General features: G+C 64.0%; 21 protein-coding genes. 12 read left to right on the forward strand and 9 right to left on the reverse strand.

What is annotated here, in order from left to right; all coding sequences use genetic code 11:
* The first annotated feature begins 4 nt into the window (after positions 1 to 4).
* Positions 5 to 898: an SDR family NAD(P)-dependent oxidoreductase gene (locus CRO75_RS18200; RefSeq protein WP_097137275.1), complete on the forward strand. Its 894-nt coding sequence runs from the start codon at positions 5 to 7 to the stop codon at positions 896 to 898.
* Positions 895 to 1,734, forward strand: a complete 840-nt coding sequence (locus CRO75_RS18205) for an SDR family NAD(P)-dependent oxidoreductase (protein WP_097137277.1) — start codon at positions 895 to 897, stop codon at positions 1,732 to 1,734. The genes CRO75_RS18200 and CRO75_RS18205 overlap by 4 nt, the downstream gene beginning before the upstream one ends.
* A gap of 66 nt (positions 1,735 to 1,800) precedes the next feature.
* Here CRO75_RS18205 and CRO75_RS18210 read toward each other — a convergent pair whose 3' ends face one another.
* Positions 1,801 to 2,073 (reverse strand): hypothetical protein, encoded by a 273-nt coding sequence (locus tag CRO75_RS18210; protein ID WP_097137365.1) that lies wholly within the window; start codon positions 2,071 to 2,073, stop codon positions 1,801 to 1,803.
* Positions 2,074 to 2,354: 281 nt separating this feature from the next.
* Positions 2,355 to 3,278 (reverse strand): AraC family transcriptional regulator, encoded by a 924-nt coding sequence (locus CRO75_RS18215; protein ID WP_097137279.1) that lies wholly within the window; start codon positions 3,276 to 3,278, stop codon positions 2,355 to 2,357.
* A gap of 167 nt (positions 3,279 to 3,445) precedes the next feature.
* Between CRO75_RS18215 and CRO75_RS18220 the strand changes: the two genes are divergently transcribed.
* Complete coding sequence (locus CRO75_RS18220) at positions 3,446 to 4,495, forward strand: NAD(P)-dependent alcohol dehydrogenase (protein ID WP_097137281.1); 1,050 nt, start codon at positions 3,446 to 3,448, stop codon at positions 4,493 to 4,495.
* 287 nt (positions 4,496 to 4,782) lie between these two features.
* On the forward strand, positions 4,783 to 5,994 hold the full coding sequence (locus CRO75_RS18225) for an MFS transporter (protein ID WP_097137283.1): 1,212 nt from the start codon (positions 4,783 to 4,785) through the stop codon (positions 5,992 to 5,994).
* Positions 5,995 to 6,037: 43 nt separating this feature from the next.
* On the opposite strand, the gene CRO75_RS18230 is transcribed toward CRO75_RS18225, so the two are convergent.
* Both CRO75_RS18230 and CRO75_RS18235 read right to left on the reverse strand, forming a co-directional pair.
* Entirely contained in the window at positions 6,038 to 6,778 is a 741-nt protein-coding gene (locus CRO75_RS18230; protein WP_097137285.1) for an SDR family oxidoreductase, read from the reverse strand.
* Between the two features lie 16 nt (positions 6,779 to 6,794).
* The gene (locus CRO75_RS18235; protein WP_097137288.1) at positions 6,795 to 7,199 is read right to left on the reverse strand and encodes a DoxX family protein; all 405 of its coding nucleotides are present in this window, start codon (positions 7,197 to 7,199) and stop codon (positions 6,795 to 6,797) included.
* A gap of 88 nt (positions 7,200 to 7,287) precedes the next feature.
* On the opposite strand from CRO75_RS18235, the gene CRO75_RS18240 reads away from it, so the two are divergent.
* From CRO75_RS18240 to CRO75_RS18255, 4 genes are all read left to right on the forward strand, one after another.
* Entirely contained in the window at positions 7,288 to 7,677 is a 390-nt protein-coding gene (locus tag CRO75_RS18240; protein ID WP_204856408.1) for a helix-turn-helix domain-containing protein, read from the forward strand.
* Positions 7,678 to 7,769: 92 nt separating this feature from the next.
* Positions 7,770 to 8,078, forward strand: coding sequence for a hypothetical protein (locus CRO75_RS18245; RefSeq protein WP_097137292.1), 309 nt, complete (start codon positions 7,770 to 7,772; stop codon positions 8,076 to 8,078).
* A gap of 52 nt (positions 8,079 to 8,130) precedes the next feature.
* Positions 8,131 to 8,511 (forward strand): cytochrome c, encoded by a 381-nt coding sequence (locus CRO75_RS18250; protein WP_097137294.1) that lies wholly within the window; start codon positions 8,131 to 8,133, stop codon positions 8,509 to 8,511.
* Positions 8,512 to 8,691: 180 nt separating this feature from the next.
* Entirely contained in the window at positions 8,692 to 9,174 is a 483-nt protein-coding gene (locus CRO75_RS18255) for a DUF4265 domain-containing protein (protein WP_097137296.1), read from the forward strand.
* Positions 9,175 to 9,193: 19 nt separating this feature from the next.
* Here CRO75_RS18255 and CRO75_RS18260 read toward each other — a convergent pair whose 3' ends face one another.
* The 4 genes from CRO75_RS18260 to CRO75_RS18275 all read right to left on the reverse strand — a co-directional run bounded on the left by CRO75_RS18260 (position 9,194) and on the right by CRO75_RS18275 (position 14,801).
* Positions 9,194 to 10,210 carry a GlxA family transcriptional regulator gene (locus tag CRO75_RS18260; RefSeq protein WP_097137298.1) on the reverse strand — a complete coding sequence of 339 codons (1,017 nt, stop codon included), beginning with the start codon at positions 10,208 to 10,210 and terminating at the stop codon, positions 9,194 to 9,196.
* 220 nt (positions 10,211 to 10,430) lie between these two features.
* Positions 10,431 to 12,314 carry a feruloyl-CoA synthase gene (locus CRO75_RS18265; RefSeq protein WP_097137300.1) on the reverse strand — a complete coding sequence of 628 codons (1,884 nt, stop codon included), beginning with the start codon at positions 12,312 to 12,314 and terminating at the stop codon, positions 10,431 to 10,433.
* A 99-nt stretch (positions 12,315 to 12,413) separates the two neighbouring features.
* A complete protein-coding gene (locus CRO75_RS18270) occupies positions 12,414 to 13,862 on the reverse strand; it encodes an aldehyde dehydrogenase (RefSeq protein ID WP_097137302.1) in 1,449 nt (482 codons plus the stop codon).
* A gap of 108 nt (positions 13,863 to 13,970) precedes the next feature.
* Complete coding sequence (locus tag CRO75_RS18275) at positions 13,971 to 14,801, reverse strand: p-hydroxycinnamoyl CoA hydratase/lyase (protein WP_009044305.1); 831 nt, start codon at positions 14,799 to 14,801, stop codon at positions 13,971 to 13,973.
* Positions 14,802 to 15,014: 213 nt separating this feature from the next.
* Between CRO75_RS18275 and CRO75_RS18280 the strand changes: the two genes are divergently transcribed.
* A complete protein-coding gene (locus tag CRO75_RS18280) occupies positions 15,015 to 15,506 on the forward strand; it encodes a MarR family transcriptional regulator (RefSeq protein WP_097137304.1) in 492 nt (163 codons plus the stop codon).
* Between the two features lie 117 nt (positions 15,507 to 15,623).
* Here the strand turns inward: CRO75_RS18280 and CRO75_RS18285 are convergent, their stop codons facing one another.
* Positions 15,624 to 16,934, reverse strand: a complete 1,311-nt coding sequence (locus CRO75_RS18285; protein ID WP_097137306.1) for an OprD family porin — start codon at positions 16,932 to 16,934, stop codon at positions 15,624 to 15,626.
* A 329-nt stretch (positions 16,935 to 17,263) separates the two neighbouring features.
* Between CRO75_RS18285 and mhpT the strand changes: the two genes are divergently transcribed.
* The 3 genes from mhpT (at position 17,264) to CRO75_RS18300 (ending at position 21,602) form a co-directional block, all read left to right on the forward strand.
* Entirely contained in the window at positions 17,264 to 18,499 is a 1,236-nt protein-coding gene (gene mhpT, locus CRO75_RS18290; RefSeq protein WP_097137308.1) for a 3-(3-hydroxy-phenyl)propionate transporter MhpT, read from the forward strand.
* Between the two features lie 241 nt (positions 18,500 to 18,740).
* Entirely contained in the window at positions 18,741 to 20,480 is a 1,740-nt protein-coding gene (locus CRO75_RS18295; RefSeq protein ID WP_097137311.1) for a dipeptidase, read from the forward strand.
* A gap of 387 nt (positions 20,481 to 20,867) precedes the next feature.
* Positions 20,868 to 21,602 carry a helix-turn-helix transcriptional regulator gene (locus CRO75_RS18300; protein WP_097137368.1) on the forward strand — a complete coding sequence of 245 codons (735 nt, stop codon included), beginning with the start codon at positions 20,868 to 20,870 and terminating at the stop codon, positions 21,600 to 21,602.
* The last annotated feature ends 19 nt before the right edge of the window (positions 21,603 to 21,621 follow it).

Raw genomic sequence — 21,621 nt, forward strand, 5'->3', positions numbered from 1 at the left:
GAATATGTACGACCTTCAAGGCAAAGTGGTTCTGATCACCGGCGCGGCTGGCGGCATCGGCGCCGCCAGCGCACGCGAACTGTATGCGCGGGGCGCCAGCCTGGTGCTGACCGATACCTCGCAGGACGCGGTGGACAAGCTGGCCCAGGAGTTCAACAGCCAACGCGTGTTGCCGCTGGCGTTCGACGTCACCGACGCCGAGGCGGCGAAAGCGGTGGTACGCCAGGCAGTCGAGCGCTTCGGCCGTCTCGATGTGGCCTTCGCCAATGCCGGCATCTCCTGGCGGGGCGTACCTGCGACCCTACGCACCTGCGACGAAGCGGAGTTCCGCCGCATCATTGAGGTGGATCTGTTTGGTGTGTGGCACACGATGCGCGCCGCACTGCCGGAGGTCGTACGCAACCGGGGCCAGGTGCTGGTCACGTCGTCTACCTATGCCTACTTGAACGGCATGGCCAACGCGCCCTATGCCGCGAGCAAAGCAGCGGTGGAGTCGCTGGCACGCTCGCTGCGCGCCGAGCTGAGTGCGACCGGGGCCAGCGCCAGCGTGCTCTATCCCGGCTGGACGGCGACCGCCATCGCCAAGGTTGCCTTCGGTGGCAACGCCATCGCCACCCAGATGAACGAGACCCTATTGCCGGCCTTCCTGCACCGAGCAATTGCGCCGGAAAAGGTGGCACGTGGCGTGGTGCGCGGGCTGCAAAAGCGCCAGCCGCGCATCGTTGTACCGGCTCGCTGGGCGCCCATCTCCCTGATGCGCGGCCTGTTCAACGTTTTCACCGACTGGCATCTGGCACGCCATGCCCGCCTGCAACGGTTGCTCCACCAGTTGGAAGAAGAAACCGTTCGCACCCAGACCCAGGTTGATGCCCACTACTTGCTTAAGGTTCACCCATGAAAAGCTACTCGCTGAACGACCGCGTCATCGCCATCACCGGTGCCACCGGTGGCCTCGGCAGGGCCGCCGTGCAGGCTCTGCGCGACAAAGGCGCGAAGCTGGTCTTGCTGGATCTCGATCTGGATAGCCTGAACGCCATGGCTGCTGCCCTGGGCGGGCCTGATGTCGCTGCCGGCTGGGTGGCCAACGTGCGCTCGATTGAGAGTCTGGAAACGGCACTGAAGGAGGCCGCGCGGCACTTCGGCGGAATTGATGTGGTGGTCGCCGGTGCTGGCGTCAGCTCGGTAGTCGCCCTGGAGTACATCGACCCCGCCGCGTTTGACCGGGTCATCGATATCAATCTCAACGGCGTGGCGCGCACCTTCCGCGCCGCACTACCCCATGTGAAGGCGCGCCAGGGCTATCTACTGGCCATCTCGTCCATGGCGGCTTTCGTCCATTCGCCGTTGAACACGGCCTACACCGCCAGTAAGGCCGGAGTCTGGGCACTGTGTGACAGTTTGCGCCTGGAGCTTCGTCAGCACGGCGTGGGCGTTGGCTCGTTCCACCCGACCTTCTTCCAGACGCCGATGATGGAGGCAGTCATCGATGGGCCGTCTTCTACCCTGGTCTGGAACAACCATCAGGGGGTCTGGCAGTTCGTCGCGCTGGAGCAGGTGGTAGCCGCCCTGGTGGAGTGCATCGAGCAGCGGCATGACCTGGTGACGGTGCCACGCAGCCAGGGGCTGGTGGCGAAAGCCCCAGGCTTGATGCGCCGGCTTATCGAGTGGATCGGTTTCGACGCCAGAAAAGTCGCCGAAGCGGTAAGGCTCAGCGATGAAGGCAAGACCTCGTGAGATCTGGGCAGCGGCCTGAACGAATGACCGCTTTTGGCTGTGGATTCAACCGGTCGATGCAACAGATTAGCTAAATTGACGCTCATACAGAGTGACCTGCTGAGGAAACAACTCACCATAGAGAGGATGTGGAATACCGAAAATGTTCACTTCGATGCAAGGGGGCGGTAGCTCTTTGGAGTAATCCAAGATGCCCAGGCCCGCACATGGAATAACCAGACCCGCTTCGGTTTGAACAGAAAGATCCAGGCCGGTCTGATCGTGGTGATTCGTGGAACACTCGTTCTGGATAGCTGCGTACCCATCGGCAGGCTCGAATTGGCCTGAAGCAACGCCCATGGGGGGATCTCCGTAATCGAGCGCCGAGTAGCCCACCAAAACCAACCCGCTATAAATTGAGAATCGCGTCATGAGATTGCCTATTGATTGCCATGCAAAGACCCAACCAGCGGTATATCACTCAGCTAATCCTCAAGCGAGGGCGAGCCTGTTGAGCTACCGCAATTGGCCGATTACTGCCCTTCGCGAATGACTGCTTTTTGGGGTGTTCGCGGTCTCTTATTAGGAACCGCGGACATTCAATTGAGGGCGTAATCAAATCCCGCAAGCCCCAGCACCTCCTACTCACCCCCTCCCCCACAACCCCGCAACTGCGCAATATCCCGCCTGGGCGCTGCACCAAACAGCCGGCTGTACTCCCGACTGAACTGCGACGGGCTTTCGTAGCCGACCTTGAAGGCGGCACTGGAGACGTCCAGGTGTTCGTTCATCATCAGGCGTTTGGCTTCGGTCAGGCGTAGCCATTTCTGGTATTGCAACGGGCTCATGACGGTGAGTTGGCGGAAGTGGTGGTGAAAGGTCGGCGTGCTCATCTGCACCCGGGCGGCGAGTTCGTCGACCCGCAGTTGCGCGGTGTAATTCAATTTCAGCCAGTCGATGGCCCTGGCGATGCGGTGGCCCTGGCCGTCGACGGAGGCGATCTGCCGCAGCCGCGCCGACTGGTCGCTCAGCAGCAAGCGGTAGTGGATCTCGCGCTGGATCAGCGGCGCCAACACCGGGATGGCTTCGGGCTCGTCCAGCAACTCCAGCAGGCGCACGAACGAGGCCAGCATGGCCGGCGTCGCGGTGCCGATGCCCACGCCCTTGCCTGTGCCTCGATCGCGAGGTTGCAGCAGCCCGCCCTGGGCGGCCAGCTCCGCCAGCATGCGCGGGTCGAGCTTGAAGCCCAGCCCGAGGCAGGGTTGTTCCAGGCTGGCCGCCGTCACCTCGGAATTGGCCGGCAGGTCCAGTGAGGTCACGAGAAAGCGCGAGGGGTCGTATGGGTAGGCTTCACCGCCGACCCACAGCTGTTTCGCCCCCTGGGCGACGAGGACGATGCTCGGCTCGACCATGCACACGGCGGGTGGTGAAGGGGTCTCGCGGCGAAAAAAAACCAGGCCGGGGATCGCTGTCGAGCAGTCTCCCGAGTGCTTGATCCAAGCGCCAATGAGGCGCGCGAGGGTTTCCTGGGGCGCCTGGGCGCGGGTGTCGTATGGGCGTGTCATGTCGGTATGGACCCTCCTTGCCAGACGTTAACCCGGCCCCAGTGCCGGTCCTACCAAAAAAACCAAAGCCCAGAGAATCAGGCAAGAATTCCAGCGAAATGCACTACTGGCCGCCTGCGCCTGCCCGGGAAAATGACCGTCCAACGTAATGCTGGATGGAGTGTGCAATGTTAGTCAACGCCTATGGCGCCCATGCGGGCGACCAACCTCTGGAACCACTGCAGATCACCCGCCGCGCCCCCGGCGCCCATGACGTGCAGATCGACATCGCCTTCTGCGGCATCTGCCACTCGGACCTGCACCAGGTGCGCGCCGAGTGGCACGGCACGCAGTTTCCCTGCGTGCCCGGCCACGAGATCGTCGGCCGGGTCGCGGCGGTCGGCGCCCATGTGCACGGTTTCCGCCCGGGCGACGTGGTCGGCATCGGCTGCATCGTCGACAGCTGCAAGCACTGCGCCGACTGCGAGGACGGCCTGGAGAACTATTGCGACGGCATGATCGGCACCTACAACTTCCCGACGCCGGACGCCCCGGGCTGGACCCTGGGCGGCTATTCGCAACAGATCGTGGTCCACGAACGCTACGTGCTGCGCATCCGCCACCCCGAGGAACAGCTGGCCGCCGTCGCGCCGCTGCTGTGCGCGGGCATCACCACCTATTCGCCGCTGCGCCACTGGAAGGTCGGGCCCGGCAAGAAGGTCGGCGTGGTCGGCATCGGTGGCCTGGGCCACATGGGCATCAAGCTGGCCCATGCCCTGGGCGCGCACGTGGTGGCGTTCACCACCTCTGACTCCAAGCGCGAGGCCGCCCGCCAGCTGGGCGCCGACGAAGTGGTGGTGTCGCGCAACGCCGGGGAAATGGCCGCCCACGCCAAGAGCTTCGACCTGATCCTCAACACCGTGGCCGCGCCCCACGATCTCGACGCCTTCCTCGTGCTGCTCAAGCGCGACGGCGGCATGACCCTGGTGGGCGCCCCGGCGACTCCGCATGCCTCGCCCAATGTGTTCAACCTGATCATGAAGCGCCGGACCCTCGCCGGCTCGATGATCGGCGGCATTGCCCAGACCCAGGAGATGCTCGACTTCTGTGCCGAGCACGGCATCGTCGCCGACATCGAGCTGGTGCGCGCGGACCAGATCAATGAGTCCTACGAACGCATGCTCAAGGGCGACGTCAAGTACCGCTTCGTCATCGACAACGCCACCCTGGCGGGCTAAGCACGGCAAGCGCCTGATCCCGTTCCTCCAGGGCAACCTCTGATAGTCCGCTGGGCGCCCTGCTTGGGTATCCAGCGCTTCGCGGCACCAAATCCGGTGTCGCGTTTTCCTTCTGCCGCGACCGGAGCCGCTCCAGCACCGGACCGGTCCCGATCGCCATTCACGCGCCTGCCCGGTCTTCCACCGGCGGCGTGCACCCATTTATGCATCGAAGCGTCCGCAAGACCCGGCCGGAAACACCCCTCGGTCAGCACGGACGCTTCCAGCCACACAGGAAACCTGTCGCCATGACCGCTACCTCTCACGTCGAATCGCCCGAACCCCGACACACCTGGGGCGCCGTGCTGGCCATGGCCCTCGCCGCCTTTGCCCTGGTGGCCTCCGAGTTCATGCCGGTCAGCCTGCTGACCCCGATCGCGGCCGATCTGCAGGTCAGCGAGGGGCAAGCCGGCCAGGGCATTTCCGTCTCCGGGCTGTTTGCCCTGTTCACCAGCCTGGCGATCGCCTCGGTGGCGGCCCGGGTCGAGCGCAAGCGGCTGCTGCTGTCCCTGACCCTGCTGATGATCGTCTCCGGAACCGTGGTGGCGTTCGCCCCGGACTACTTGACCTTCATGGCCGGCCGCGCGCTGATCGGCGTGGCCATCGGCGGCTTCTGGTCGTTGTCGGCGGCCACGGCCATGCGCCTGGTGCCCGAAGACCAGGTGCCGCGTGCCCTGGCCATCGTCAATGGCGGCAACGCCCTGGCGACCGTGATCGCGGCGCCCCTGGGCAGCTTCCTGGGTTCCCTGATCGGCTGGCGCGGGGCGTTCTTCTGCGTGGTGCCGGTGGCCGCCCTCGCCGCCGTCTGGCTGCTGGCCAGCCTGCCATCGCTGAAAGCGCAGCCGGCCGCCGGCACCGGCAATGTCTTCAGCCTGATGAAAAGAATGCCGGTGGCCCTGGGCATGCTCGCGGTCAGCCTGTTTTTCATGGGCCAGTTCATGCTGTTCACCTACCTGCGGCCCTTCCTGGAGACGGTCACCCAGGTCAGTGTCACCACCCTGTCGCTGATGTTACTGGTGATCGGCCTGGCCGGCCTGGCGGGCACCTTCCTGATCGAAACCTTCCTGAAAAACGCCCTGTATCGCACGCTGATCATCATCCCACTGATGATGGCGGCGATCGCCATGGCCCTGGTGGCGTTTGGCGCCTCGGTGTCGGTCACCACGGTCTTGCTGGGCCTCTGGGGATTGGTGGCGACCGCCGCGCCGGTCGCCTGGTGGACCTGGCTGACCCGGGCGCTGCCGGACGACGCGGAAGCCGGCGGCGGATTGATGGTGGCGATCGTCCAGCTGGCGATTGCCGCGGGCGCCACGGCGGGCGGCCTGGCCTTCGACCTGAGCGGTTATCGGGCGACCTTCGAACTGAGCGCGGCACTGCTGGTGGTGGCCGCCGTGCTGGCGGTACTGGCCGCCCGCGCCGCCACGCGCAAGCCTTTCAGGGCAACGAACGTGGCGGCGTGAGCGGTGGTCGGCGTTAAGACAATCGACAGAACAGGGCCGGGTGTCAGCGCGCGCTGTCGATGATCTGGCCGCCGTCAGGCGTCAGGCTGTAGCCGGTGAGGTACTGCCCATCCTTGCTGGCGAGGAACAGCACCACCGGGGCGATGTCTTCCTCCGGCGAGCCATGGCGGGCCAGCGCGTTGCTCGGTGGCGGCCCATCGGCCGCGCCCCAGGTGTCCGCCACCGGCAGGACGTTGTTCACGGTGATCCCGTCCGCCCCCCACTCGCGCGCCGCCGAGCGGGTCAAGGCGCGCACCGCTTCCTTGGCCATGTTGTAGGGGCCGTAGCCGACCATGCCGAGGACCCCGGCCAGCGAGGCAAAGTTGATCACCCTGCCCGCCCCGCTCACCTTGAGGTAGGGATGGCAGGCTTGCATCGTCCGCAGATAGGCGATCGGCCCCATCTCGAAATTGCGCTGCAACTGCTCGACCGACAGTTCGAGGACCGACGACGAGACCGCCATGGGATCGAAAGCGTTGTTGACGAGGATGTCGATGCCGCCATAGGCCGCCACCACCTGCTCCACGGCAGCGTCGATCTGGGCGGGATCGGCGATATCGCAGGCCACGCCCAACGCGGTGCCGCCCGCGGCCTGGATATCGGCGACCACGCGATCGATGTGTTCGGCGGTGCGCGAAAGCACCGCCACCCTGGCGCCTTCTGCCGCGAACAGCTTCGCGGTGGCGCGGCCGATGCCACGGCTGGCGCCGGTGACGATGGCAATTTTTCCGTTGAGTCGAGCCATGTTGTTCTCCAATGGGTCAGAGGGTTGCCAGGTGTGCCGCCGAGAGCTGGCCATAAGGCGATGGCAGCTCGCGAGCGGCGTTCTGCGTCAGGAAGGAAACGCCCAGCAGTACCAGGCACACCGCTGCCGGCAATGCGCCGCGAGGTTTGCGTACCCCCAGGTGCGCCACCGCCGACAGCAGCAGGTGGTAAAGCATCCCGGCATACGCGAGGTCGCTCAGCGCCACGCTGAAGCGCGAGACAATGGCCAGCACCGCCAGCACCTTCACCACGATCAGGCCCGCCACCAGATAGGTGGGATAACCGAGGTCGACGAGGGCCTGGCGAACCCAGTCGCGCTTGACCACGTACAGCGTCGCGGAGGTCACATAGAGCACCGACAACAGCGTGGTGCTGAGCCAATATGAAGCGTGTTCGATCATGAGTTTTCTTCCTGAGTGAGGGGGGTTGCGTCGACGTGGGGCAAAGATGTCGCCTAACATGAAAAGCCACAAGTAGGATGAAAAAGTGATGGTTAGTATGGAAAAGCAGACTAATGACAGCGCCACGGTCAACATGCATGAGGAAATGCGCCGGGCATTCGCCTTGCTCTCAGGCAAGTGGAAGTTGGAAATCATGTGGTTGCTCAATCAGCGGATCTACCGCTTCGGCGAGTTGCGAAAAGCCATTAGCGGCATCACCCAGCACATGCTGACCGCGCAACTTCGCGAGCTGGAAAGCGACGGCCTGGTGTCGCGCACGGTATTCGCCGAAGTGCCGCCACGGGTCGAGTACGAGATCACCGCCAAGGCCCGCGCGCTGGGGCCGACGATGGAGGCGCTGGCCATCTGGTGGAGCGAATATGGCAACAGCGTGCCGGTAAAATCCAAGCCGCGCGGGCGCAAGGCCAAGGAGCTTTAAGCCGGGTCGGCCGGGCCATGCCGCGCTGGCTGGAAGGCGATTTGGGATGAGTGTACCGTTCGCTATCGAAGTACCCTGAGGCACTGCGTAATATGCAAAAAGACATCTGTGAAAAATACGGACTGCCCGTACTGCCTCCAGACGAAATGGTCGCCATCGCGATTGCCACTCTGGGCAAGTCACCTATTTATGGCGCACGCATTTCGCTGCCGGAGGGGGGTAATGTCAGTTGGTTTATTCACTGCGGAGAACATTCGAACGCTGATGATTTTTATCAAGCGGTTCATACTGAGCATCTCAGTGAAATGCTGCCACAGGTGATGAATTACCTCTGCCTGCCCGCTGGCGCCAAGTTCATCATCGACAACCAAGGCTACGAAGATGTCTGGATGGAAGGCTGACAAGCCTTTGCCCTCGATTCAGGCTGATTGACACAACAAGGACGTATGAAAAATGAAAGTAAAGGTATTGCTCATCGCTTCGCTAGGCGTTCTATCGCTCACTCAAGCATCACTGTCCTTCGCGGATAACAATGGGAAAAATCTCTATTCGCAGCGCTGTGCCGTGTGCCACGGAGCCGATATCAAAGGAACCGGCCCCCTGGCCAATAAAAGCAACCCTCCAACACCTGACCTTACAACCTCCGTGTTCAAGAAACGGCTCAATGATTATCCGGGCGTTATCGTGTCATCGATAATACTTCGCCCCAATGGCGACCTGATTCCAAGAACCTTGCGGGAGAATGGTGTAAAGATACCGCCGCATGCCTGGAGCATTCAGGACCTGCGCGATTTGAATCAATACATGAACAGTGTGATTTCAAAAAATCGATGACCCCGAGTCAGTCGGCCTCTCACGAGCCCATCGCTAATGAACAATATTGATTTAAATATCTCCCCTAGAAATTCAACTCCACTACAAACACATTGGCTCCTGGAACAGCCCTGGCACCAGAAGCTTCATTCCCTATCAACATAGATGCGTGCATTGAGCAGAACAGCTACGGAGTAGTGTATGAGCGATAAAGAAGCACCTGTTCTGATTCAAGTTTATGTAACAGATGATGACGGCCCTTTTTTTGAAGAGCTGCCTGCTCGCAAGATTGACCAGGATACTTACGAGTTGCTCTCCTCCCCTGGTATCGCGCTGAACCTGGCACGAGGAGATATTGTTTCAATCAAAGACAAAGAAGCACCTGCCGTCGTCTTGAAACGAGGCGGAAATTTCTGCATCCAGATCTATGCAGACTCTATTCCTCAAGAAGAAATAGCCTTGCTGGAAAACGGTGTAGCTCGTGAGCTGGGTGGAACACTGGACGGTGTATTTGAGGGAAACCTGTCATTCGCGGTTCCGGCGCGCAATGGGCTGGAGAAGATCAACGACTTCTTTAACAAGTTCCGAGATAGAACAGGGATTCAGTGGTACTACGCCAACATCTATAAAAACCTGGAGGATGACGAGGATGAAACACTCTTATATTGGTGGCTCGAAAGCTGATAGATACTGACGCCCGCGATCATTTCACCAGGCGCTTTTCCTTCGACGGCCGATAGCCGAAATACGAGCTGTAGCACTTGCTGAAATGGCTCGGCGAGACGAAGCCGCAGGCCACCAGCACCTCGACCTGGGACAGTTCGGTGTGCTGCAGCAATCGACGCGCTTCGGTGATGCGCAATTCCAGGTAATAGCGCTGCGGGGTGGTGCCCAGCTGCTCCTTGAACAAGCGCTCGATCTGCCGCCGGGAACGCCCGGCATACTCCGCCAGCTGGTCCATTTGCAGCGGTTCCTCGAGGTTGGCGTCCATCAGATTGACCACCTCGCGCAAGGGCGCGCTCAACGACACATGCATGGTCGGCTTGATGCGCCGGTAGCGGGATTCCTCGAACGACAGGATGTCCTCGATGCCCTCGACCAGCGCCTTGCCGTGCAGCCCCTTGATCCACTCCAGGGCCATATGGAAGGCGCCGGCGGGACTGGACGCCGTGAGCCGGTCGCGGTCCACCACAAAGGCCTCGCTGGTGACATGGGTGACCCTGGAAATCTCCGCCAGCGCCGGACGATGCTCCGGGTGGATCGCACAACGGTAGCCTTCGAGCAGCCCCGCGACGCCGAGGAACCAGGCCCCGTTCCACAACCCGGCCAGGGCGATGCCCAGTTCGGCGGCGGTTTTCAGCAGGCTGCTCAACTGCGGATCGGCCTTGAGCTCCGTGCGATAGCCGCCGCAGATCACCAGCAGGTCGAGGTCCTTGAGCGCCGCCGCGGTCAGGCGCGCATCGGGACGGATCACCAGCCCGAGGTCGCTGGTGACCTCGCCGTCCTGCAAGCCAAAAGTCGTTGAGGAGAACAAGGCGGGACGCAGCAGGTTGGCGGTGACGATGGTATCCAGGGCCTGGGTGAAAGCCGGCAACGAGAAGTGCTCGAGCAGCAGGAAGCCCGCCCGCGCATGGGCCGCGGGCACCACCCGCGCCTCTTCCAGGTAACGCAGGTTCTTGCCCTTCATGCAGCCACTGAAATCCCGTCGCTCAACCGCCATACGCCCTCGCCCTTTTTACCCTGCCGAACGCAGATATCAGTGTACGTTGAATTCTGGCATCCACAGAAAACCCTGCTCGCACCACACGCCATCGCCCGGGCGAAGCGCAGCCGTAGGCTATAGAAAAAAGTCTCTGGCTAGAAGCGGGTTCAACTGAACGCCAGGGGCGTGGATTGGGCCACGGCACTGGCGACATTGCGGCCCTCAGGGGCCGTGACACTCACCGGCCAGGCTCGGCCCGCAGGATCGAAGGCTCCTCGCCGCGATACAGCGCCTCGACCTTGTCGGCCCGCCACTGCAGCACCGCGCGCTGGTTGATCGAGCCCTTGTCGGTGATTTCCCCACGGTCGATGGAGGCCGGTTCGTCGAGCAGCGCGATCCACTCCAGGCGGCTGGCGTTGCCGCTGGCCTCGCGGTTGAGGCGTTGCAGCCAATCACCGAACCAACGCCGCACCGGCGCGCTGGCCAGGACCTCGGCATCGCTGGCATTCGCGGGCAAGCCGGCCAGCCGCCGGCATTCGTACAGCCGCGGAAACACCAGCGCCCCCAGGCACTCGCGGTCCGGCGCGGTCACCACCAGGTCCTGCACATAGGGCGACCCTTCGAGCACCGCGCGATTGCGCAATGGGCCGACGCTGACGAACACCCCGGAGCCGAGCTTGAAGTCCTCGGCGATGCGCCCGTCGAACATCAGGCCCAGTTGCGGGTCGGCGGCGTCGACCAGCTTCAGCGCATCGCCGGAGCAGTAGAAACCCTGCTCGTCGAACGCATCGCTGGTCTGCTGCGGCGCGCGCCAGTAGCCCGGCATGATGTGCGGCCCGCGAAAGCGCCCTTCCAGCTTGCCGTCCACCGGCACCAGGCGCACCTCGCAACCCGGGGCCGGCAGGCCGATATAACCGGCCATGGACAAGGGCCCGGTAGTGAAGGTGCAGGACGGCGACGCCTCGGTCATGCCGAGCCCGGCCATCATGCGGATGCGTTCGCCGCAATGGGCTTGCGCCACCTGGTCGAGGCGGTCCCAGACCCTCTGGGACAGGCCGGCCGCGGCGAAAAAGAACAGCTTCATGCGTGAGAAGAAGCGCTCGCGCAACTCGCCGTCCTGCTCCAGGGCATTGACCAGTTCTTCCCAACCCTTGGGCACCGTCAGGTAGGCGGTGGGGGCGATTTCCTTGAGGTTGCGCAGGGTTTCGGCAAAGCCCTGGGCCGTCGGCTTGCCGTCGTCCAGGTAAAAGGTGCCACCGTTGTAGAGCACGATGCCGAGGTTGTGACTGCCGCCGAAGGTGTGGTTCCACGGCAACCAGTCCACCAGTACCGGGGGTTCCTCGCCGAACACCGGAAAGGTCTGCAACAGCATCTGCTGGTTGGCGCAGAGCATGCGCTGGGTGGTGACCACCGCCTTGGGCAGCTTGGTCGAACCCGAGGTGAAGAGAAACTTGGCGATGCTGTCCGGGCCGGTGGCGGCGAACGCCGCTTCGGCTTCGGCATCGCCGGGGTGTTGCAACAGGCTGGCGAAGTCGCGCTGCGGCCTGCCCGTCACGGCGCCACGCACCACGATCAGCGGCGTGTCGCCCGGCAGCACGGCGTCGATTGCCCGCTGGAAAGCCGGGCCGTCGCTGACGAACACCAGCCCGGGCTGCATCAGGTCGCAAACATGCCGCAACTTGGCGAAATCCTGGGACAACAGCGAATAAGCCGGCGACACCGGGCAATAGGGAATACCGGCGTACATCGCCCCCAGGGCCAGTTGCAGGTGCTCGATATCGTTGCCGGAAAGCAGCACCAGCGGCCTCTTGGCCGACAAGCCATAACCCAGCAGGCTCTGGGCGATGGCGCGCACGCTGGCCAGCATCTCGGCATAGCTCACCCGGCGCCAGTCGCCGCCGTCCTGGCGCGCGGCGACAAAAGTCTGCTGCGGGCGCTCCCAGGCCCAATGCACCAGACGGTCCAGCAGGCGCCTCGGCAGCTCGGCCAGGGGCTCCAGGGAACGCATCTGCAGGATGCCCTGCTCTTCGCTGACCTCGACCGCGGGATGGGCGATGGTCACCTGTCGATAAGGCGGCGCGTCGGCCGCGTTCGGCGCTGGCGATCTGAATTCGGAATTCACGTGTTTGTCCTCCATCAAGGCCCATCGCCGGCGAACTCGGCCGGGGACCTGGCAGCCAGGGGCTGGGGCCTTGTGATTGTTGGGTCCGGGGGCCGGAGTTCAGATCGGGTAGTGCCGGGGACCGTTCTGCAGGGTAATCCAGCGCAACTGGGTGAACTGCTCGATGGCCGCCTTGCCGCCAAAGCTGCCGTAGCCGCTGGCCTTGACCCCGCCAAACGGCATCTGCGCCTCGTCGTGCACGGTCGGGCCATTGATATGGCAGATGCCCGATTCGAGCCGTTGCGCCAGGGCCAGGGCGCGTCCGGTGTCGCGACTGAAGATCGCCGCCGACAGGCCGAACTCGGAATCGTTGGCCAGCCGTAGCAGGGCTTCGTCGCCCTCGCCGCGCAGCACCACCGCCACCGGCCCGAAGGACTCTTCGCGGTACAAGCGCATGGCCTCGGTGACGCCGTCGAGCAAGGTCGGCTGCAGAATGCTGCCCTCCACTTGACCACCGGCAACCAGGGTCGCGCCCTTGCCCAGGGCGTCGTCGATCAGCCCCTTGATGCGCGTGCCGGCACTGGCGTCCACCAGCGAACCGAGCACCGAGTCCGCAGCCTCTGGGTTGCCCGCCGGCAAGCTGGCGATCTTCGCCGCCAGCCTGGCGACAAAGTCCTCGGCCACCCGGGCATCGACGATCAGGCGCTCGGTGGACATGCAGATCTGCCCCTGGTTGAAGTAGGCGCCAAAGGCCGCGGCCTGCACCGCGGCATCCAGGTCGGCGTCCTCCAGCACCAGCAGCGGTGCCTTGCCGCCCAGCTCCAGCAGGGCCGGCTTGAGGTGCCGCGCCGAAAGCTCGCCGACAATGCGCCCGACCCGGGTCGAGCCGGTGAAGTTGACCCGGCGCACCGCCGGGTTGGCGATCAGCCGCTCGACAATGGCCGGGGCATCCTCGGGTGCGTTGCTGATGACGTTGACCACGCCGTCACCGAGGCCGGCCTCCTGCAACACCTGGCCGATCAGCCGATGCACCGCCGGGCTCAGCTCGGACGCCTTGAGCACCACGGTATTGCCGCAGGCCAGCGGCATGGCAATGGCGCGGGTGGCGAGGATCACCGGGGCGTTCCACGGCGCGATGCCCAGCACCACGCCGCACGGCTGGCGCAGGGCCATGGCGAAGCTGCCGGGAACATCGGAGGGGATGACCTCGCCATTGATCTGGGTGGTCATGGACGCGGCTTCGCGCAGGATATTCGCCGCCAGCTGCACGTTGAAGCCGTACCAGTTGGCCATGGCCCCGGTCTCGCCGGCGGCGGCGATGAACTCCGCGCTACGGGCCTGCAATTGCCCGGCCGCGCGCAGCAGGCGGCTGCGTCGCTCATTGGGCGCCAGCGCCGCCCAGGCCGGGAATGCCGCCTGGGCCGCGGCCACGGCGGCGTCCGCGTCTTCCAGGGTGGCGGCGGCGACGCGCGAGACGACTGCGCCGGTCACCGGATTACGCCGTTCGAAGGTTCGACCGTCGCGGGCGGGGCACGACTGGCCACCGATCAGCAGGGGCACGTCCAGCATGGTGATTCCTCTTTATTGTCTTTATCGGGAATACAGTGGAGCGGTTCACGCCAGCGCCTGGGCGCTGCGCCGAACAGCGGGCGGGCACTGCTGCCCGCCGGGTTGCCATCAGCGCTTGTAAGCCTGCAGGCCGGGCTTGATGCTCTTGTCGTCGAGGAACTGCTTCATGCCCTGCTCGCGGCCGCCTTCGGTGTCCAGCAGGCGCGACTGGTCGAGCTTGGCGTACAGGTAATCCTCGTTCTGCTCCCAGGTCAGTTCGCGGCAGCGCTTGAAGCCATGCTTGGCGGCCCGCAGCACCACCGGGTTCTTCTCCAGCAGGTTGCGCGCCAGCTCGACAGTGGTTTCGCGCAGTTGCGCAAGCGGCACGCTTTCGTTGACCAGGCCCATCTCGGCGGCTTTCTGCCCGCCGAAGGTCTTGCCGGTCATGATGTAGTACAGCGACTGGCGATGGCCCACGGTGTCGGCCATGGCCTTGCTCACCAGGTTGCCCGGCGGGATGCCCCAGTTGATTTCCGACAGGCCGAAGGTCGCTTCATCGGCGCAGATCGCCAGGTCGCAGGCCACCAATGGGCTGAAGCCGCCGCCGAAGCACCAGCCGTTGACCATGGCGATGGTCGGCTTGGCGTACATGCGCAGCAGTTTCCATTGCCATTGCGAGGCTTCGCGGCGGATCTTTTCCTGGAGGATTTCCGGGCCGGCGTCCACTTCGCGAAAGTACTCCTTGAGGTCCATGCCCGCGGTCCAGGCTTCGCCCGCCCCGGTCAACACCAGCACGCCGGCGGCCGGATCCTGCTCCAGCGTCTCCAGCACATCGACCATCTCACGGTTCAGGGTCGGGCTCATGGCGTTGCGTTTTTCCGGGCGGTTGAGGATGACCCAGGCGATCCCCTCTTCGATCTCGACCTTGACGGTTGTCCAGCGACCTTCGTAGTTGCTCATGGCGATTGCTCTCTTTGTTCTTGGCTTGAGATGGGCAAAAACTAAACCGACAAATTAGTTATGTCAATTAACTATTAATAAAATTAACCAAGATTTCACAGGCGCCCTAAGCGCTTCAACGCCAAGACATCGGCCATCGGCCATGGCTATCCCCGGACAATCCCGGCAAACTAGATAGCCTTCTTAACCGCCAGCCCGAGGATTTCCCCTGCAATGGCCAAGTCTTCCACCAAGATAGCCACCGCCGCCGAGGCCCCCGTCGCCGACAGCGAAACCCAGGCGCCCCTGGACTCCGCCCTGGACGACCTGATCGGTTATGCCATGCGCCGGGCGCAGCTGAAACTGTTCCAGAACCTGATTGGCCGCCTGTCGAGCCACGACCTGCGGCCGGCGCAGTTCTCGGCCCTGGCGATCATCGAGCAGCATCCAGGGCTGATGCAGGCCGACCTGGCCCGGGCACTGGCCATCGAGCCGCCGCAGGTGGTGCCGCTGCTGAACAAGCTGGAAGAGCGGGCGCTGGCCGTGCGGGTGCGCTGCAAGCCGGACAAGCGCTCCTACGGGATCTTCCTCAGCAAGACCGGCGAGACCCTGCTCAAGGAATTGAAGCTGATCGCCGCCGAGAGCGACCAGGACGCCACCGCCTCCCTCGACGACCAGGAACGCGAAGAACTGCTCAGGCTGCTGAAAAAGGTCTATCAACAGTAGCCGCCAGCCTGCGATCCCTGTAGCCGCTGCCGCAGGCTGCGATCGACGGCGCAGCCGTCGCAAACCGGCCAACGCGGTTTTCCAGGCAGATCGCGGATGCAGGGGCCGGCAGATGTGTCACCAGATCGGCAACGTGTAGAGCACCAGGAAGCGGGTCTGGTTTTCATCGCGGAACGCCGCGCCGGCGGGGAAATCGTTGCGGTAGATCGACTTGCGCGCCAGCAGCCCGAGGTTCTTCAACGGTCCGCTCTGGATCACGTACCCCAGCTCCATCTGGAACTCCCGCTCCTTGCGGTCGTCGGCATTCAGCGCCACCAGTTCGATATGGTCGCCGCGCACATAGCGCAGGCGGCTCTTCAGCCCGGGCAGCCCGGCGGCGGCGAAATCGTAGTCGTAGATGGCCTGCCAGGTGCGTTCCCGGGCATTGAGAAAATCGGAACTCATGGTCAGTTCGCTCATGCCCATCAATTCGGTGCCCGACAGATAAGGCGTCGCCGTGTCGCCGCTGGCGTGCATGTAGCCCAGGCTCAGTCGATGCCCGCCCCAGCGATAGGCGAACAGCGCCGAGAGGTTGCGGTTGTCCACCTTGCCGGCCTTGGCGCTGCCGTCTTCGCGGCTGAAGAAACTGCGCAGGTCGCTGCTCAGCACCCCGTCCCCGAGCTTGAGGTTATGCAGCAGGGCCAGGGTGTCCTGCTGGTAGAGGTCCGCCACTTCGGCGTGGTAGACGCGCAGGCTGAGGTCCGGATTGACCTGGTAGTCGCCCCCCAGGTAAGCCATGTGCGACGAGGTGGCCGCGCCTTTGAAGCGCCGGTTCGGCGAGGCGACGCTCAGCGCCTGGTAGTCGGTGGAATCGCGCTTGTTGATGCGATCTATATAACCGGTGTTAAAGGTCAGGCCGTCGATGTCCCTGGAGCTGAGGGTGGTGCCGCGAAAGGTCTGCGGCAGCAGCCGCGACGGGCTGGCAAAGGCGAACGGCAGGAAGATCGACACATCGCCGGTCTTCACGCTGGTCTGGGCCAGGCGCAGCTTGGCGGTCATCGCCAGGCGCGAGTATTCGTCCGCCGCGCGCTTGTCGCTGGCCGACACCGGCAGCAGTTCGGTGCCGCTGCGGTCCGGCGCCGAGTCGAGCTTGATCCCCATCAGCCCGCGTGCGTCCAGGCCGAAGCCGACGGTCCCCGGGGTAAAGCCCGACTCCAGGTTCAGGATCGCCCCCTGGGCCCATTCCCGGGCCGCGGTTTTCGCGCCGTCGTCCTTGTAGTCACGGTCGAGGTAGTAATTGCGCAGGGTCAGGGTGCCATGGCTGTCGTCGATAAAGCCCGCGGCCTGCGCCGGAGCGGCCACCACACCCAGCCCCGAGAGGGCCAGGCAGCACAGACGGACAGGTAGGGCCAGCGTCGCCGCAAGGGCGTTGCGTGAGAGGTTCGGCATGTTCGAGTCCACTTATTGTTGTTGTTTTGCGGAACGGGATCGCCCGGCCATGGCAGGCGTCCACGGCCAGAGAATGGAAACAGCCGAGTCCGGCGTCAATCCATAATGACCGATAATCGAACGTTAATATTATTAACTATTTAACGGATAGCGCTGAATAAGGTCACTAACCAATTGATTTATAAAAAAACTAAATCGATCTTTCAGGCTGATCCGTCCACCCTTCAATTTTTAGTTATCTTTGTTAATCTTAATTTCACCTGCCAACGCTTGAACGAGCAGGTACTTCTGCTACGTCCGCCCCCACAAAAACAACAATGAGGTTTGCCATGGACACTCCCTCGCGTCGCACGACGCTGACCATTGCCCTGTGTTTTATCGTTGCCCTGATCGAAGGCTTCGACCTGCAAGCCGCCGGCACCGCCGCCGCGGGCCTGCGCCAGAGCTTCGCCCTGGACCCGAGAATGCTGGGCTGGGTGTTCAGCGCCGGAATCGCCGGCCTGCTGCCCGGCGCCTTCTTCGGCGGCTGGATCGCCGATCGCATCGGCCGCAAGAGAATCCTCATCGGCGCCGTGCTGCTGTTCGGCCTGTTCTCCCTCGTCACCGCCTGTGTCGCCAGCCTCTCGGGCCTGTTGCTGGCGCGTTTCATGACCGGCCTGGGCCTGGGCGCCGCCCTGCCCAACCTGATCGCCCTGTGCGCCGAGGCCGCGGGCGAGCAACGCCGTGGCACCGCCATCAGCATCATGTACGCCGGCGTGCCCCTGGGGGGTGCCCTGGCGGCGCTGGTGGCCATGCTGTTCACCGACCATTGGCAGGCGACCTTTATCGTCGGCGGCCTGGCACCGCTGCTGGTGGTGCCGCTGATGCTCCTGCTGCTGCCCGAGTCCAGCGCCTTTCGCCAGCAACAAGGCACCCCCGGCCTGACCCGCATCTCCACCGGCCAGGCGCTGTTCGGCGAAGGTCGGGCGCGCACCACCCTGGCCTTGTGGCTGAGCTATTTCTTCACCCTGACGGTGATGTACATGCTGCTCAACTGGCTGCCGTCGTTGCTGCTGGAACAAGGTTTCAGCAAACCCCAGGCCGGGCTGGTGCAGATGCTGTTCAACATCGGCGGCGCCCTCGGTTCGCTGCTCGGCGGCCTGCTGCTGGATCGCTGCAACGGCATCAAGGTCGTGCTGTTCGTCTACGCCGGCTTGCTCGCGGCGCTGGCCGGGGTCGGCCTGTCGGCGGGCCTGCTGCCCATGGCCTGCGCCGGGTTCGCCGCGGGGCTGTTCGTGATGGCCGCGCAACTGGTGCTGTACGCCCTGGCCCCACCCTCGTACCCGACCCTGGTGCGCGCCACCGGCGTCGGTGCCGCGGTGGCCATCGGCCGCCTGGGATCGGTGGCCGGCCCCCTCGCCGCCGGGCAGATCCTCGCGGCCGGCGCCGGCACCAGCGGGGTCTTGCTGGCCACCTCGCCGGGCCTGGTGATCGCCGCCTTGAGCATCATCAGCGTGATCGCCCGCCCGGCGTCGCAGGTCGAACCCGGGTTGGCAGCGGCGAACCCAGCCGCCCCCAAACCCTGAAGCCTTGACCCAGCGGGACATCAGCCTGGCTGACTGCCGTCGTAACGCGGTTGCCCAGGCTGAAACAGCAGCCTCTCGCGCGGAACGCTCAGGACTGCCCCTACCGGGGCTTTTCATTTCTGCGCCGCTTTTGCATTTCTGTGCGACAGATCCCACTTCGGGGACTCCCGTACCAGTCCCCCGTGGTGTTAGGTTGGGAAGTCAGATATTTCCTAACAATCTGCAAGGAACGCCTCCCGCAATGGATTTTTCCCTCAAGCAACTGGCCGCGGCCACCCTGGTGCTGGCCAGCCTGTCAGCCTTCACCTCCGCCGCCCACGCCAACATCACCCCGCAGCAGAACGCGGCAATCCTCAAGAGTTTCGCCGATGCCTCGGTCACGGATTTCCGCCAGTTCCTCGGCACCCTGGGCAAGAGCGAGCTGGCCAGGAGCGCCAACCTCGGCCCGGCCATCACGGCCTTCCTCGACAACAAGACGCTTTCCGCCGAGCAGCAGAACGAGATCCATCGCCTGCTGGGCCTGTATGCGCGGGTGAAGTACGGCAAGGCCGCCACCGAAACCCTGCGCGAGCTGGTGGCGATCCCCACCGTGCGCGTCGATGGCGTGCCGCAACACGAGAACCCCGAGTTCCTCAAGATCGCCGACAAGATCCAGGCCCTGGCCCAGGCCTTCGACCTGAACTTTCGCAACATCGACAACCGCGTCTACGAGATCTCCCTGCAAGGCAGCGGCGATGAAGTGGTGGGCATCCACGCCCACGCCGACGTGGTGCCGGTGACGCCGGAGAACTGGGTGCTGCAGGACGGCACCAAACTCGACCCGTTCAAGGTCACCCTGGTCGGCGACCGCATGTACGGCCGCGGCACCGAGGACGACAAGAACGGCATAGTCGTGGCCCTGTACGCCATGAAGATCATCAAGGAAGAGAAGCTGCCCCTGGCGCGCAACTTCAAGCTGCTGGTGGACACCACCGAGGAAACCAGCGGCGACGCGATTCCCTACTACTTCGAACGCAACCCGACGCCCAACTACAACCTGGCGCTGGACGGCGGCTACCCGGTGGTGATCGCCGAGAAAGGCTACGGCACCGTCATGGCCAGCTTCCCGCGGCGTGCCGCCGAGGGCAAAGGCGCGGAGATCGTCTCGATGACCGGCGGCCTGGCCACCAACCAGATCCCGGGCGCCTCGGTCGCCACCCTGGTGACCGACCAACCCGCGGAACTCGCCGCCAGCCTGCAGAAGGCCGGCGCCGAATACGCCAAGGCCCATGGCGGCGACTTCAGCGTGGCCGCCAAGGTCGCAGGCAAGGACGTCAAGCTGACGGTCACCGGCGTGTCCGCCCACTCCTCCGAGCCCGAGTCCGGGGTCAACCCGGTGGCGCGCATGCTCGACTTCATCAACGGCCTCGACGGCAAGGTCGCGCTCAAGCACAACCCGATCACCGACGCGGCGCGCTACGCCGCCGACAACTGGGGCCTGGACTACCTGGGCAACACGCTGGGGGTCGGTTTCGCCGATGACTTCATGGGCCCGCTGACCACCTCCCTGACCTATGTCGGGCAGGACGAAAAAGCCTTCAAGCTGGCGGTCAACCTGCGCGTGCCCAAGGGCAAGACCCCCGAGGTGCTGAAAAAGCAGATCGCCGACAAGCTGGCCGCCTGGAGCAAGCAGAACCAGGTCGCGGTGAACTTCGACTACAAGATCGCCGAGCCGATGTACCGCAACCCCGAGGGTGAATGGGTCAAGGCGCTGTTGGCGGTGGCCAGCGAAAACCTCGGCATGAAGCACGAGTTCGGCACCTCCGCCGGCGCCACCTCGGTGCATGAACTGCCCAACGGCGTGCAATTTGGCCTGGCCCGTCCCGAGGTCAAGTACACCGGCCACAACGACAACGAGTTCAAGACCGTCGAGCAGTTCCAGCTGGACCTGCAGATCGTCACTGAAATGTTCGGCCGCATCGGCCAACTGCCGAAACTCTGATGTCCTTGCGGACCCGCCGCTCCGGCGGGTCCGCTGCTGTGCTCATCCCGCCCCGGGTCGGGCTCGAGTCCTTTCCCGCCCTGATGCACGACCGGCCAGATAGCGCGTCGTGCCTGGGCATGCCGACAGGCAGATAGTGGCAAATTGAGGCCATCCAAAAGGATAGGCTCAGTTGCAGGCGGCCAGGGTTGGCCAAGCAGCGCCGGCATTGCGTAAGGAAAACGCTCTGCCCGTGTCTTTTTGCCGTATTTCATTAAACCGCCACCAGAACCCTGTACTAGGATACGAGGCGGCGGCGAATCCGGCGAAAGGCTCTAAACATAGTCTCGCCGCACTCGTCGCTTACTAAGGCAAGTGTCGCGCAACACGAAACTCATGGATGAAATGATGAACTCACAAATACTGTTCCCACACATTGGCAAGGTCATCGCCAGCACCGGCAGTCGCAGTTTTCCGCGCATGCTGCATGATCTGATACGCACCCAACTGGCGGTGGACGCCACGCATATCACCCAGATGCGTGTGTATTCAGAGGGTCAATCGCAGCCCAGAAAAACCCGCGACGAGGTCTACAGCGACTCCACGCTCAACCCGTCCGGCAAGCATTCGCCGGCACGCCCTGCCGAGACCGCCGCGCAACTGCACCTGACCAGCCACAAGGACGATTACCGCTACGTGATCTCGGTCTACCGCTCCTGCCAGTCACAGAGTTTCTCGCACCAGGAACGCATCCTCCTGCAGGACTTCTCCCCACTGCTGCTGCCCATGGTGGAGAAACACCTGGCGGCGTTGCAGCCGCACAGCACGCCAGGGCACCACCCCGAGGCCGCCGCCAGCCTGGAACACCAAGGCCTGGAGACCTTGCGCCTGCGCTTCGCCGCCCGCCTGCGGCAGTCGGGGCTGAAGCTGTCGAACCGGGAAATGCAGGTCTGCGTCGGCCTGCTCGCCGGACGCACCGCCCCCGAGCTGGCCGGGCAATTGAAACTCAAGGTGCACACCGTCGAGAGCTACCTCAAGCGGGCGGCGATCAAGATGGGGATCAGCGGGCGCCACTCGCTGCTGCGCTGGATGTATTCCCCGGATGAGGCCACGGCCACCCCAGGCCCGAGCCCCACCCTCTGATCCTCCAGGCCCGCGCCGG

It is taken from the genome of Pseudomonas sp. LAMO17WK12:I10 (assembly GCF_900215185.1).
In the GTDB taxonomy this organism is placed as follows: Bacteria; Pseudomonadota; Gammaproteobacteria; order Pseudomonadales; family Pseudomonadaceae; genus Aquipseudomonas; species Aquipseudomonas chlororaphis.

Excerpts from the sequence above, each read along its gene's own strand:
- CRO75_RS18225 (WP_097137283.1), top strand. The coding sequence starts at position 4,783 with ATGACCGCTACCTCTCACGTCGAATCGCCCGAACCCCGACACACCTGG.
- CRO75_RS18300 (WP_097137368.1), top strand. The coding sequence starts at position 20,868 with ATGAACTCACAAATACTGTTCCCACACATTGGCAAGGTCATCGCCAGC.
- CRO75_RS18280 (WP_097137304.1), top strand. The coding sequence starts at position 15,015 with ATGGCCAAGTCTTCCACCAAGATAGCCACCGCCGCCGAGGCCCCCGTC.
- CRO75_RS18210 (WP_097137365.1), bottom strand. The coding sequence starts at position 2,073 with ATGGGCGTTGCTTCAGGCCAATTCGAGCCTGCCGATGGGTACGCAGCT.
- CRO75_RS18250 (WP_097137294.1), top strand. The coding sequence starts at position 8,131 with ATGAAAGTAAAGGTATTGCTCATCGCTTCGCTAGGCGTTCTATCGCTC.
- mhpT (WP_097137308.1), top strand. The coding sequence starts at position 17,264 with ATGGACACTCCCTCGCGTCGCACGACGCTGACCATTGCCCTGTGTTTT.
- CRO75_RS18285 (WP_097137306.1), bottom strand. The coding sequence starts at position 16,934 with ATGCCGAACCTCTCACGCAACGCCCTTGCGGCGACGCTGGCCCTACCT.
- CRO75_RS18215 (WP_097137279.1), bottom strand. The coding sequence starts at position 3,278 with ATGACACGCCCATACGACACCCGCGCCCAGGCGCCCCAGGAAACCCTC.
- CRO75_RS18270 (WP_097137302.1), bottom strand. The coding sequence starts at position 13,862 with ATGCTGGACGTGCCCCTGCTGATCGGTGGCCAGTCGTGCCCCGCCCGC.
- CRO75_RS18275 (WP_009044305.1), bottom strand. The coding sequence starts at position 14,801 with ATGAGCAACTACGAAGGTCGCTGGACAACCGTCAAGGTCGAGATCGAA.
- CRO75_RS18295 (WP_097137311.1), top strand. The coding sequence starts at position 18,741 with ATGGATTTTTCCCTCAAGCAACTGGCCGCGGCCACCCTGGTGCTGGCC.
- CRO75_RS18255 (WP_097137296.1), top strand. The coding sequence starts at position 8,692 with ATGAGCGATAAAGAAGCACCTGTTCTGATTCAAGTTTATGTAACAGAT.
- CRO75_RS18235 (WP_097137288.1), bottom strand. The coding sequence starts at position 7,199 with ATGATCGAACACGCTTCATATTGGCTCAGCACCACGCTGTTGTCGGTG.
- CRO75_RS18230 (WP_097137285.1), bottom strand. The coding sequence starts at position 6,778 with ATGGCTCGACTCAACGGAAAAATTGCCATCGTCACCGGCGCCAGCCGT.
- CRO75_RS18260 (WP_097137298.1), bottom strand. The coding sequence starts at position 10,210 with ATGGCGGTTGAGCGACGGGATTTCAGTGGCTGCATGAAGGGCAAGAAC.
- CRO75_RS18220 (WP_097137281.1), top strand. The coding sequence starts at position 3,446 with ATGTTAGTCAACGCCTATGGCGCCCATGCGGGCGACCAACCTCTGGAA.
- CRO75_RS18205 (WP_097137277.1), top strand. The coding sequence starts at position 895 with ATGAAAAGCTACTCGCTGAACGACCGCGTCATCGCCATCACCGGTGCC.
- CRO75_RS18200 (WP_097137275.1), top strand. The coding sequence starts at position 5 with ATGTACGACCTTCAAGGCAAAGTGGTTCTGATCACCGGCGCGGCTGGC.
- CRO75_RS18245 (WP_097137292.1), top strand. The coding sequence starts at position 7,770 with ATGCAAAAAGACATCTGTGAAAAATACGGACTGCCCGTACTGCCTCCA.
- CRO75_RS18240 (WP_204856408.1), top strand. The coding sequence starts at position 7,288 with ATGGTTAGTATGGAAAAGCAGACTAATGACAGCGCCACGGTCAACATG.